General features: G+C 64.6%; 7 protein-coding genes. 4 read left to right on the top strand and 3 right to left on the bottom strand.

Annotated elements, in window-relative coordinates; all coding sequences use genetic code 11:
- Positions 1-43 precede the first annotated feature (43 nt).
- Positions 44-2,830, top strand: coding sequence for a TonB-dependent receptor plug domain-containing protein (locus AC1D02_RS01750; RefSeq protein WP_477313083.1), 2,787 nt, complete (start codon positions 44-46; stop codon positions 2,828-2,830).
- Positions 2,831-3,338: 508 nt separating this feature from the next.
- On the top strand, positions 3,339-6,119 hold the full coding sequence (locus tag AC1D02_RS01745) for a TonB-dependent receptor (RefSeq protein WP_477313081.1): 2,781 nt from the start codon (positions 3,339-3,341) through the stop codon (positions 6,117-6,119).
- 65 nt (positions 6,120-6,184) lie between these two features.
- Here the strand turns inward: AC1D02_RS01745 and aroG are convergent, their stop codons facing one another.
- Entirely contained in the window at positions 6,185-7,243 is a 1,059-nt protein-coding gene (gene aroG, locus AC1D02_RS01740) for a 3-deoxy-7-phosphoheptulonate synthase AroG (protein ID WP_477313079.1), read from the bottom strand.
- 408 nt (positions 7,244-7,651) lie between these two features.
- Between aroG and AC1D02_RS01735 the strand changes: the two genes are divergently transcribed.
- On the top strand, positions 7,652-10,456 hold the full coding sequence (locus AC1D02_RS01735; RefSeq protein ID WP_477313077.1) for a TonB-dependent receptor plug domain-containing protein: 2,805 nt from the start codon (positions 7,652-7,654) through the stop codon (positions 10,454-10,456).
- 148 nt (positions 10,457-10,604) lie between these two features.
- Complete coding sequence (locus AC1D02_RS01730; protein WP_477313075.1) at positions 10,605-10,892, top strand: hypothetical protein; 288 nt, start codon at positions 10,605-10,607, stop codon at positions 10,890-10,892.
- 75 nt (positions 10,893-10,967) lie between these two features.
- Here AC1D02_RS01730 and tldD read toward each other — a convergent pair whose 3' ends face one another.
- Both tldD and AC1D02_RS01720 read right to left on the bottom strand, forming a co-directional pair.
- On the bottom strand, positions 10,968-12,428 hold the full coding sequence (gene tldD / locus AC1D02_RS01725) for a metalloprotease TldD (protein ID WP_477313073.1): 1,461 nt from the start codon (positions 12,426-12,428) through the stop codon (positions 10,968-10,970).
- A 59-nt stretch (positions 12,429-12,487) separates the two neighbouring features.
- The gene (locus tag AC1D02_RS01720) at positions 12,488-13,285 is read right to left on the bottom strand and encodes a carbon-nitrogen hydrolase family protein (RefSeq protein ID WP_477313071.1); all 798 of its coding nucleotides are present in this window, start codon (positions 13,283-13,285) and stop codon (positions 12,488-12,490) included.
- Between the last annotated feature and the right edge of the window lie 6 nt (positions 13,286-13,291).

The following is a 13,291-nucleotide window of genomic DNA, read 5'->3' as shown; positions in this document are numbered from 1 at the left end:
ACCCATGCCGTTGTGAACACACTATTCAATATTGGAGTCAAAGATGATGGTTGAAACAATTTTATCGCGTTCGGTGCGCGCAATTTGCGCCGGCGGCATGCTGCTCGGCATGCAATTGGCCGCGGCGCAAACGGCCGACCAGCCGATCCAGCGCGTGGAAATTACCGGCTCGAGTATCAAGCGCATCGCCGCCGAAGCGGCATTGCCGGTTCAAACTTTCAACCAGAAAGACATCCAGCGCAGCGGCGTCACCTCGGTGACCGACTTCATCCAGCAATTGCCAGTGATGCAGGGCTTCACCGTGGCGGCCGATTCGGTCGGCGGCGGCGGCGGCGGCATCACCACCGCGTCGATCCACGACGTCGGCTCGTCCTACACCCTGGTGCTGCTGAACGGGCGCCGCATCGCCCCGGCCACCTCGGGCACCACCATCGACGTCAATTCGATCCCGTTGTCGGCCGTCGAGCGCATCGAAGTGCTGACCGACGGCGCCTCCGCGCTGTACGGCGCCGACGCGATCGCCGGCGTGGTCAACTTCATCCTGAAGAAAGGCGCCGGTCCCCTGACCATCGACGCCAAGATTACCAAGCCGCAGCACCCTGGCGCCAAGGGCAAGTCGGCCAGCATCAGCAAGGGCTTTGGCGACGTCGACACCGACGGCTACAGCCTCTACCTGTCGTACAGCCACCAGGAAGAAGACCGCCTGAAAGCGTCGCAGCGCGACTTCGCCAAGACCGGCATCATCAACTTCACCGACGGCGGCCGCCAGCTGCAGTTCTTCAACGGCTCGTCGCGCTCGATTCCGCCGAACGTCGCCGTCAAGTACCTCAACGCGGCCGGCGCCAGCAAGACCGTCAACATCAACCCTTACCTGAAGATCAACGGCCATTGCCCCGCGGCCCACGTCGACCTGGGCGACGGCAACTGCTACTTCGACTACACCACCACCGTGGAAATCTCGCCGGAGATCAAGCGCGACGGCTTCTACGCCTCGGGCCAGCTGAAGCTGGGCGAGTCGGGCTTCCGCGCCTTCGGCGACCTGGCCCTGAACGACGCGCACGTCTACGCCAACATCGCGCCCTACCCGGCCGAATTCTCGCTGGACAAGAGCTCGCCGCTGTTTACCAAGTACGTCGCGCCTTACCTGACCGCGCAGCAGCTGGCCACCGAAACCTCGGCCACCGTCAAGTACCGCCTGCAGGACCTGGGCGGCCGCGCCTACGACTACGCCAGCAAGACCACCCACCTGGTCGCCGGCGTCGACGGCAATGCGATGGGCTGGGACATCAACTCGGCCGTGACGTACTCGCGCAACAAATCGCCGACCAACTACGTCGGCGGCTTCCCGCTGGCCGACAAGTTCAACGCGGCGCTGGCCAACGGCACCATCGATCCGTTCCCGTACGCGCTGGGCGAGATGCCTGACGCGATGAAAAAAGCGCTGGCGGCGACCCAGTACGTGGGCAACTACACCAACACCGAAATCGAGATGAAGGGCATCGACGCCCGCGCCTCGCGCGAAGTGTTCAAGGTGCCGGCCGGCACCGCCCAGCTCGGCACGGGCGCGGACTTCCGCACCACCCGCTACTCGCAGAAGGGCAACCCTGCGGTCAGCCATTCGGAAATCCTGTTCGACGACGACCAGCCGCAATTCGACTACAAGCGCCGCAACGCGGGCGCGTTCGCCGAATTGCTGGTGCCTGTCATCAAGGACCTGGACGTGACCGGCTCGCTGCGCTACGACAGCGTCAGCAAGATCACCGACAACCTCAAGGGCGCCAGCGTCGGCCACGACCAGTCGGCCACCACCTACAAGATCAGCACCCGCTACCAGCCGACCAAGACGCTGCTGTTCCGCGGCGCCTACGGCACCGGCTTCAAGGCGGCCAGCATGCTGGAAATCGGCCAGCCACAGACCGACTTCGGCGTCACCGGCGGTTCCTACAACTGCCCGTTCACCGCGGCCAACGGCCTGGCCAACCATCCGCTGGCGCAGTACTGCGATTCGAACAAGGGCCAGCTGGAAGAGTTCACCGGCGGCAATCCTGAGCTCAAGCCGGAGCACTCGAAGCAGTGGTCGCTCGGCACCGTGTGGGAGCCGACCAGCAACTTCAGCGTCAAGCTCGATTACTGGAGCGTCGCCATCAAGGACGCCGTCACCAGCGTCAGCGAGTCGCTGATCGTCGCCGATCCGAACAAGTACCTGTCGCTGTACACCACCAAGTTCAAGGCCTCGACCGGCCTGAAGACGCTGGCGATCCTGCTTGCCCCGATCAACATCGGCCAACAGGAAAACCAGGGCATCGACTACGACTTCCTGCTCAAGAACCGCTTCGGCGATACCCGCCTGACCAGCCGCCTGGCCGGTACTTACCTGGTCAAGTCGCGCTATACGACGCCGGGCACCAGCGACCAGTGGGAAACCAGCCTGGGCAAGTTCGGCAGCAATGATGCGGTCAGCTTCCGCAACATCGTCAAGGCATCGACCAGCGCCGACATCGGCAACTGGACGCATACCCTGTCGGCGAACTACCGCAGTGGCTACAAGGACAAGGCGTACTCGGAAGACGACTGCGCCGTCAGCGTCGGCGACGCCAACGGCGATTGCGCCGCGGTCCAGCTGAACGTCAAGGCTTACTACACGTTCGACTGGCAGACCCAGTACCGCCTGATGAAGGGCCTGGAGCTGACCGCCGGCATCCAGAACCTGGCCGACGTCAAGCCGCCGCTGTCGCTGCGCGCCACCGGTTCGCACCAGCTGGGCTACGATCCGCGTTACGCCAGCGCGATCGGCCGCACGTTCTACCTGAGCGCGCAGTACAAGTACTGATCGCAGGGTAGCTCCGCAAAAACCGCCGGCATCCGCCGGCGGTTTTTTTTGGCCCGGCCGGCCCGCGCCGCTGTGCGGAAAAACAACAAAACGCCAGGTGCACACGCCGCCCTGCGTTGCGAGTCAACAAAAAATATAATTTGCGTGCAAGGTTGCGGCGCAACATATTTTCTCGCCGTTAGCGGTACCCACCCTGTCGAAAACCCCGGCGCCGCGATCCACCGCGCCGCCGGAGCGGTCATGTTGCAGCGCAGTATTTCCGTTCATTAACATCCGTCCACTGTTGTGCGCTTACAAATGCATTGTCAAGCGAGTATTGACACTCTCTTACCGGGATGGTGAGATGGCTGCGCTTTTAAAACAGGTTCACCCCTGAATTGAAAAGCACCACGATGGACGTCACGTTTCCGTCGCGTATGCAGAACGTTCCTGCTGCCTATCATGCCGGAAGAAAATATGCATACGCGCGGGCGCCGGTTCGTATCTCAGTAATTCTCCTGGAGTCAACATGTACAAGAAAACAGCACTCGCACAAGCTGTATCGTTCGCCGTCGCCGCCCTGGCCATGGCGCAGCCGGCCATGGCGCAAGACGCCGCTGGCCCGATCCAGCGCGTTGAAATCACCGGTTCGAGCATCAAGCGCGCATCGGCCGAGACCGCCTCCCCGGTCCAGGTCATCAGCCGCGAAGACCTGGCCAAGTCCGGCAAGGGCACGGTCGCCGAATACCTGCAGACCCTGACCGCCGACGGCGCCGGTTCGCTGCCGACCGGCTTCGGCAACGGCTTCGCCGCCGGTTCGACCGCAATCTCGCTGCGCGGCCTGGGCGCGACTTCGACCCTGGTGCTGCTCAACGGCCGCCGCATGGCGCCGTTCGCCCGCGCCGATGACGGCCAGAAGAGCTTTACCGACCTGTCGACCGTGCCGATGGAAGCGGTCGAGCGCATCGAAGTGCTGAAAGACGGCGCCTCCTCGACCTACGGCGCCGACGCGATCGCCGGCGTGGTCAACATCATCCTACGCAAGGACTTCACCGGCGTTGTCGCCAAGCTGACCGGCGGCACCTCCAAGTACCGCGACGGCGAGACCTACAAGGCGTCGCTGACCTGGGGCAAGGGCAACCTCGACACCGACGGCTACAACGTGCTGTTCAACGCCGAGCTGTTCGCCAACAACGAACTGTTCAACAATGACCGTGCCGGTCGCGAGTGGATCGGCAAAGGCGACCTGCGTCCGTACGGCTACCCGCTGGCCACCCAGTTCGCCGCGGGCGACATTCGCGGCGGCGTCGCCGGCGCGACCCCGACCGGCGCGCTGCGCAACCCAACCACCCTGGCCTACGAGTACCTGCCCGGCTGCGCCCAGTTCTCGACCTCGGTCCAGCCAGTGCCGGCCAACGGCTGCGTGTGGCACCAGGACCAGTTCCGCTCGATGCAGCCGCAAATCAACGGCGGCAACATCTATACCCGCGGCACCAAGCAGATCAACGCCGACCTGCAGGTCTACGCCGAAGCCGGCTTCTCGAAGCGCGACACCTCGTTCACCCTGACCCCGCCGTCGATCACCCCGACCGTCGCGTTCCCATCGACCGCGGCCAACCCGAGCGGCGTGATCAACTACGGCTCCGGCGCCGGCACCACCATCGTGCTCGCCGCCAACCACCCGCAGAACCCATACGGCGTGCCGGTACGCGTGCGCTACGCCGCGTTCGACGTCGGCCCAAGCACCCGCTCGGTCGACAACTCGTTCAACCGTTTCGTGATCGGCGCCAAGGGCAACTCCATGGGCTGGGATTTCGACACCGCCTACGTGCACTCGGAGTCGAAGCTGGACCTGAACTACAGCAACATGCTGAAAATGAACGTGCTGAAGGATGCGCTGGGTAACCCGGCCAGCCCGTATTTCCCGTACTACATCGGTAACCAGGCCGGCAAGAACCCGGCCTCGCTGTACGCGGCGATGGTGACGAACGCGAAATCGCACTCGACCACCAAGCTCGACATGGTCGACTTCAAGGCATCGCGCGAGCTGTTCCAGCTGCCGGGCGGCGCCATGGGCCTGGCGGTCGGCGCCGAACACCGCCGCGACAAGCTCGACAATCCTTCGCTGTCGGGCACCTCGGACGGTTCGATCAACGCGTCGTACGTGGCCGCCAAGGGCGACACCAACGTCTCGGCGGTATTTGTCGAAGTCGCCGCACCGGTGATCAAGACGCTCGAGCTGAACGGCGCACTGCGTTACGACAAGTACAGCGCGTTCTCGTCGACTACCCCGAAACTGGGCGCCAAGTGGACCCCGGTCAAGACCTTCGCCCTGCGCGGCACCTACTCGGAAGGCTTCCGCGCTCCAGGCCCAGCCGAATCGGGCATCGAGTCGCAGTCGACCGGCACCGCCACCGCGCGCGATCCGATCCGCTGCCCAGGCGGCACCCCGGCCCCAGGCGCCAGCGCCAATGACTGCTCCGCTTCGGTGGCCGCGGTCAAGGTCGGCGAGCCGAACCTGGCGCCGGAAAAATCGAAGGGCGCCACGCTGGGCATGGTCTGGGATCCGTTCAACGGCACCAGCCTGTCGCTCGACGGATGGAAGATCAAGCGTTCGAACGAGATCAACCCGCTGCCGTACAACGAAGCGGCCGCCCTGCCGACCGCGGTGCGCGCGGATAACAACCTGATCGGTGCAAACGGCCAGGTGATCCCGAACTCGGGCACCCTGCTGATTTCGAAGGCGCCTTACCGCAACTCGAGCTACACCGAGATCAAGGGTGTCGACCTGGACGTCAAGCAGCGCTTCAACATGGGCGCCTATGGCCGCTCGACGGTTGGCCTGACCTGGACCCACATCGCATCGTGGATGCGTGCCGAATCGGCGACCGTCAAGTACCAGTATGCCGGCACCCACGGCAACTGCGATACCTCGAACTGCGCCGGTACGCCGAAGGACAAGATCAGCGTCGTCGCTGGCTGGGACTACAACGCACTGAACCTGACGGCAACGGCGAACTACCGTTCCGACATGAAGAACGTGCTGTTCGAAGGCGACCTGTGCGCTTCGAAGTTCGCCAACGGCACCGATGCGCCAAACGGCTGCAAATTGGCATCGTTCACCACGGTGGACCTGTCGGCACGCTACAACCTGTCGAAGAACCTGCAACTGTTCGGCTCGATCACCAACCTGTTCGACAAGATCGCACCTCTGGATCCGTTGACCTACGGCGGCATGAGCTACAACCCGATGGACGCCAGCGGCGCGATCGGCCGTTACTTCAAGGCCGGCCTGCGTTACCAGTTCTAAACTGCTGACCGCTAGCTGAAACAACAAGGGCGCTGAGAAATCAGCGCCCTTTTTTTATTTGCCGGTCAATCCTCGCGCAGGCGGCGCTGGCGCACCGCGGCGGCCAGGTTGTCGAGCACCGCCACGCTCTGCTCCCAGTCGATGCAGCCGTCGGTCACCGACTGGCCGTACACCAGCTCCCTGCCCGGCACCAGGTCCTGGCGCCCCGCCACCAGGTTCGACTCGACCATGACGCCGACGATACGGTCGTTGCCGGCCGCTACCTGGGCGGCGATGTCGGCGCACACCGGCACCTGGTTCTCCGGCTTCTTGGAGCTGTTCGCATGCGAGGCGTCGATCATCAGGCGCGCCGCCAGCCCTTGCGCGGCCATCTGGCGGCAGGCTTCCTCGACACTGGCCGCGTCGTAGTTCGGAGTCTTGCCGCCGCGCAGGATGATGTGGCAGTCCTCGTTGCCGTTGGTCGACACGATGGCCGAGTGGCCGCCCTTGGTCACGGACAGGAAATGGTGCGGCTGCGAGGCCGCCTTGATCGCTTCGACCGCGATCCTGATGTTGCCGTCGGTGCCGTTCTTGAAGCCGACCGGACACGACAGCCCGGACGCCAGCTCGCGGTGCACCTGCGACTCGGTAGTGCGGGCGCCGATCGCGCCCCAGCTGATCAGGTCGGCGATGTACTGCGGGCTGATCACGTCGAGGAACTCGGTGCCGGCCGGCAGGCCCAGCTCGTTGATGTCGCGCAGCAGCTCGCGCGCCATGCGCAGCCCGTCGTTGATGCGGAAGCTGTTGTCCATGTAGGGGTCGTTGATCAGGCCCTTCCAGCCCACGGTGGTGCGCGGCTTCTCGAAATACACGCGCATGACGATTTCCAGGTCGGCCGACAGGCGTTTGCGCTCGCCGGCCAGGCGCTGCGCGTATTCCATCGCCGCGCGCGTGTCGTGGATCGAGCACGGGCCGATCACCACCATCAGGCGGTCGTCCTGGCCGTGCAGGATGCGGTGCAGCGCCACCCGCGCGCCGGCCGCCGTGTCGCCCGCCGCCTCGGTGCACGCATACTCGCGGATCAGGTGCGAGGGCGGCGTCAGTTCCTTCATTTCGCGGATGCGTAAGTCGTCGGTGCGTTGCATGCGTTTCTCCGTTGTCGTGTGCGGGTGTGCCGGGATAAAAAAAAGACCGCCATCGCTGGCGGTCTTTCGAAGTTCTGGGGATCCGGTTCTTGCTGCTGCGTGAACCTGCCGCCTACTCCGCCGCCTTGGGCTGGACATGGCTAAAATAAAAAAAGCAGGTAAACAATTTCGCGTTGTGCATGGCAATTCCTGAATCGATGCAACGACTATAGCAACATTGTGCGGCGCTTGGCAAGCGCTTTGTCCGCCCGCCTTTCCCGCGTGCAGGTTGCGCCGATCCCACAACGGCGGGCGAAGCCGGAGACGATTGACCTAGCTCAGTGGTGCGCCGGCAGCGGATGCAACACTCTCAACCCTACACCGCACCCACGCGCGCTGCGGCTTGCCCCTGCCACTTTGGAGTTGACCATGAAAGAAACCGTCTTGTCCCATTCCCTGCGCCGCCTGTTCGCCGGCGGCGCGTGCGCCGGCCTGGCCGTGCTGGCACTGCCGGCGCAAGCCCAGGAAGAACAGCCCGCCGCGCCGATCCAGCGGGTGGAAATCACCGGCTCGTCGATCAAGCGCATCGCCGCTGAAGGTGCGCTGCCGGTCACGGTGATGACGGCGGCGGCAATTCGCGAATCGGGCGTGACCTCGGCCGCCGACCTGGTCAAGAAACTGTCGACCGTGCAAGGCTCGACCGGCGAGTCGGCATCGGTCGGCGGCGCCAGTTTCGGCTTCTCAGGTATTTCCATCCACAACGTCGGCGAGACGCGCACCCTCGTGCTGCTCAACGGTAAGCGCCTGGCGCAATTCGGCGGCCAGACGCTGACCGGCTTCGCCGCCGGCTTCGACCTCAATTCGATCCCGCTGTCGGCCATCGACCGCGTCGAGCTGCTGACCGACGGCGCCTCGGCCCTGTACGGCGCCGACGCGATTGCCGGCGTCGTCAACTTCATCACCAGGCACGACCGCACCGATGGCGACGTCACGCTCGGGTATTCGCATCCGCAGAACGGCGCGCGCGAAAAGCGCATCAGCGCCACCAAGGGATTCGGCTCGCTCGACACCGACGGCTACAACGTCATGCTGACCTTGGGCCATGACGAGCGGACCAAGCTCGCGTCGGTCGACCGCCCGTTCGCCAATACCGGGAAAGTGGAATTTTCCGCCAACGGCAAGCGCTACCGCAAACAGCAGTTCTCGGCCAGCCCGATTCCCGCCAACGCGCTCGACGATCAGGGCCAGCTGATCAGCCCCTTCCAGAAAACCACCGGCGCCTGCCCGCCCAAGACCTTCCGCGTCATCGAACCGTACAACGACGGCTCGGGCCTGGCCGATGACTATTGCGGCTACGACTTTGTGCGCGACCTGGAGATCTTCCCCGAACGCAAGCGCGACAACTTCATGGCTTCCGGCACCGCCAAGTACGCCGGCCAGGAACTGTTCGCCGACCTCCTGCTGTCGAGGAGCACCCAGGTGTCGCGCATTGCGCCGGTGCCGGGTTCGATCTCCATCGATGCCGGCTCGCCGCTGGCGGTCAAGTACTTGCAGCCGATCGGGATCGTGGGCGACAGCCTGGCGTTCTATCGCCTGTTCGACATGGGCCCGCGCGCCTCGGACGATGAAGCGCGGTTCGCCAGCCTGGTGCTCGGTTCGCGCGGCGTGATCGCCGGATGGGACTACAGCGCGTCGTACAACTTCTCGGAAAGCAAGGTCAAGGGCAATATCTCCGGCTACCCAGGCGCGCTGGCCGTCAAGGCGCTGACCGGCGGCGGCCTGCTCGATCCCTTCGTCGGCCCGGGCCAGCAAAGCGCCGCGGCGCAGCAGGCCATCAGGGCGGCAACCTACTCGGGCTACTGGGACGGCGGCACCTCCAAGCTGCATTCCCTGACGGCCAACGGCTCGCATGAACTGATGCGCATGCAAGGCGGCGGCCTGATTCTCGGTCTCGGCGCCAACATCAACCACGAATCGTTTGCGTCCCTCCCGGGCTTGTTCGCGCAAGGCAAGCTTGCCGATCCGGCCGCCGGCGTGCTGTGCGGCGGCGCGCTTGCGTGCGACCAGCGTTTCGGCGACGCTGCCAGCGCCTTGCCTTACGACGCGTCGCGCACGTCGCAAGGCCTGTTCGCCGAACTGGTGATCCCGGTATACAAGACGCTCGAATTCGGCACCGCCGTGCGTTACGACCATTACTCCGATTTCGGCAATGCCACTACCGCCAAGGCCAGCTTCAAATGGACCCCGCAGCCCACTATGATGATTCGCGGCTCGGTCGGCAATGGCTTCCACGCGCCCACCGTGCCGCAAGTGAATGCTCTCCAGCAAGGCTATGGCGTCACGAGCGAAAAATACACCTGCACGCCGGCGCTGCAGGCCGTCGCCGACGCCCACAACGCCTTATGCCAGCCCGGCAACCGGCAGTACGATCAACTCGCCGGCGGCAACGCCGACCTGCAGCCGGAACGATCGAAGCAGGCGACCCTGGGCTTTCGTTTCGAGCCGGTCGGCTATCTCACCCTCGGCGCCGACCTGTGGCACGTGCAGATCCGGGATACCTTCGGCCAGCTGACCGAACAGGTCGTGTTCGCCGACCCGGCGCGCTTCTCCAGATCCTGGGGCTCGCTGGTCGACATCGGCACCGGCAAGAACTACCTCGCCTTCCTTGCCGACAATCAGAACCTGGGCAAGTCGTACACCACAGGGATCGATTATGAAATCACCGGCCGCTACCGCAGCCCGATCGGCCTGCTGACCTCGCAGCTGAACATGACGCGGATGATCCGGGAGGTGAGCCAGCTGGAGCGGGACGGCCCGTACTACTCGGCGATCGGCAACTTCGCCGAACTGGGAGGCGTGACGTTCCGCAACCAGGGCCATTGGAGCAATACCCTGAAAACGGGCAAATGGACCAACACCCTCGCGATCAATTTCAAGTCCGGCTACCGCGACCAGGAAACCACGGTGGACGTGCTCGATGCCGCCGGCGATGTCACTGGACAGGAAGACGTGCGTAAGGAAGTGGGATTCTATTCGACCATCGACTGGCAGGCGGTGTGGAGCCCGAACAAGAACTGGTCTGCCACGGTGGGCGTATTGAACCTGACGAACAAGGCGCCGCCGTTCGTGCCGTCCACGTCGGGCGCCAACCGCGGCCAGCAATTCGGCTATGACGACCGTTACTACGATTCGCGCGGCCGCACGGCTTACATCAACGCGTCGTACAAGTTCTGACAGCGCGCGGCGTGGCTACTGAAAAAGTCCAGATTTCCGGGCTTTTTTCGTGCTTGCGGAGATCGCTTCCAGCCCACGCCCGAGCCCGTGAATCGGCGCGGAACAAGTGTGAGAGTGTCCATATTGCGAATTACAAGAGGTGATTTCTATGAGCGATGTGATCTTCACCTTCCTGGTCGATGAAGACTTGAGAAAGGCGTTTGCGGCTGCCGCAAAATCGACCGACCGCACCGATGCGCAGCTTTTGCGCGATTTCATGCGCGACTTCGTGTGCCGCCAAGACGCAATAGGCCACGACGCATGGTTTCGGCGCGAGGTGCTAGCTGGTCTTGAATCTGCCAATGTGTGTGACACCATCACCGACGACGAGGTCGAGACGGAAGCTGCAGCATGGCGGGCCGCGACACGGCGCAAAATGGTCGGCCCTGACGCATGAAATCGGACGCCGCGGCGTGCAAGGGCGGGTCAGGTCCGGCGGACCTGACCCCATTTTCTGCGGGACGCGTATATCTTATGCGGTGCCGCCCACCGTCACGTCTTCGATGCGGAGGGTTGGCTGGCCCACGCCCACCGGCACGCTCTGGCCTTCCTTGCCGCACACGCCCACGCCCGAGTCGAGGCGCATGTCGTTGCCGATCATCGAGACGCGATTGAGCACGTCCGGACCGTTGCCGATCAGGGTGGCGCCCTTGACCGGATAGGTCACCTTGCCGTTTTCGATCATGTAGGCTTCGCTGGCCGAGAACACGAACTTGCCGTTGGTGATGTCGACCTGGCCGCCGCCGAAGTTGACCGCGTACAGGCCGTTCTTGACCGACGCCAGGATCTCCTCCGGGTGCTTGTCGCCGCCCAGCATGTAGGTGTTGGTCATGCGCGGCATCGGCAGGTGCGCGAACGATTCGCGCCGCGCGTTGCCGGTCACCGGCATCTTCATCAGGCGCGCGTTCATCGTGTCCTGGATGTAGCCTTTCAGGATGCCGTCCTCGATCAAGGTGGTGCACTGGGTCGGATTGCCTTCGTCGTCCATGTTCAGCGAGCCGCGGCGGTTCTGCAAGGTGCCGTCGTCGACCACGGTGACGCCCTTGGCCGCCACGCGTTCGCCGATGCGTCCCGAGAACGCCGACGAGCCCTTGCGGTTGAAGTCGCCCTCGAGCCCGTGGCCGATCGCTTCGTGCAGCAGCACGCCGGGCCAGCCCGGTCCGAGCACGATGGTCATCGGCCCCGCCGGCGCCGGGCGCGCGTCGAGGTTGACCACCGCGGCCTTGACCGCTTCGTCCGCATACTGCTGCAGGATTTCGTCGCTGAAGTAGGCGTAGTTGTAGCGCCCGCCGCCGCCCGACGACCCCATCTCGCGGCGACCGTCCTGTTCGACGATGACGGTGACCGACACGCGGACCAGCGGCCGGATGTCGGCCGCCAGCACGCCGTCGCTGCGCACTACCAGCACCACGTCGTATTCGCCGGCCAGGCCCGCCATCACCTGCACCACGCGGCTGTCCCTGGCGCGCGCCATTTTCTCGACGCGCTCGAGCAGCTTGACCTTGGCCGTCGCATCGAGCGAATCGAGCGGATCGTTCGGCAGGTACAGCGAGCGCCCGCCGGTCGGCAGCGCCGAGGTGGCGACCTTGATCTTGCCGTTGCCGACGCGCGCGATGGTGCGCGTGGCCGCCGCCGCTTCGAGCAGCGCGAATTCGGAGATTTCGTCGGAATACGAGAACGCGGTCTTGTCGCCCGAGATGGCGCGCACGCCGACGCCCTGGTCGATCGAGAAGCTGCCGGTCTTGACGATGCCTTCTTCCAGGCTCCAGCCTTCGCTCTTGGTAAATTGGAAATACAGGTCGGCGTAATCGACCTTGTGCGTGAACATCGTGCCGAGCGCCTTGAGCAGCTTCGCTTCGTCCAGGCCGAACGGCGTCAGCAGCACATCGCGCGCCACGGCCAGGGTCGACAGGTTCGGTTCAAATGGTTTCATTGTGCGGCTCTTTCATGGTGATGCTGGCATTGTGCCATAGAGCGACACCGCGCACCCGGTCACATCCGGCGATGCTTGAGCGCCGGCAAGCTTTCGCGCACATTGGCCAGCACGGCCAGGTCGATCTCGCCGCGAATCACGCCCTCGCCTTCGGCCAGCACCGCCTTGATCGCGCCCCAAGGGTCGATCAGCATGCTGTGGCCGAAGGTGCGGCGGCCGTTCTGGTGGGTGCCGCCCTGCGCCGCCGCCAGCACGTAGCACTGGTTTTCGATCGCGCGCGCGCGCAGCAGCACCTCCCAATGCGCGCTGCCGGTGGTGTAGGTGAAAGCGGCCGGCACGACGATCAGCGCGCACTCGCCCATCGCCCGGTACAGCTCGGGGAAGCGCAGGTCGTAGCAGACCGACATGCCGACCCGGCCGAACGGCGCCTCGAAGGTGCCGATGTGGGCGCCCGGCACGATGGTGCGCGCCTCGTCATAGGATTCGTCGCCCTTGTTGAAGCCGAACAGGTGGATCTTGTCGTAGCGGCCGGCCGGCTCGCCGTCCGGGTTGTAGACCAGCGTGGTGTTCATCACCTTGCCGGCGTCGGGCGAAACGAGCGGCAAAGTGCCGCCGATCAGCCAGATGCCGTGGCCGCGCGCCGCGTCGGACATGAACTGCTGGATCGGACCGGCGCCGGGATGCTCGGCGTGGCCGACCTTGTCGGTGTCGCTCATGCCCATGATGGGCCAGTATTCGGGCAGGCTGACCAGGGTGGCGCCGCCGGCCGCGGCCTGCGCCACCAGGCGGCGCGCGGTGGCGATGTTGTCCGCCACGTCGGGCGTCGAGACCATCTGGATTGCGGCTACTGTCGGCATGCTGTG

Source organism: Massilia sp. P1_C10 (genome assembly GCF_056406475.1).
This window is presented reverse-complemented; position numbering and strand designations above follow the sequence as displayed.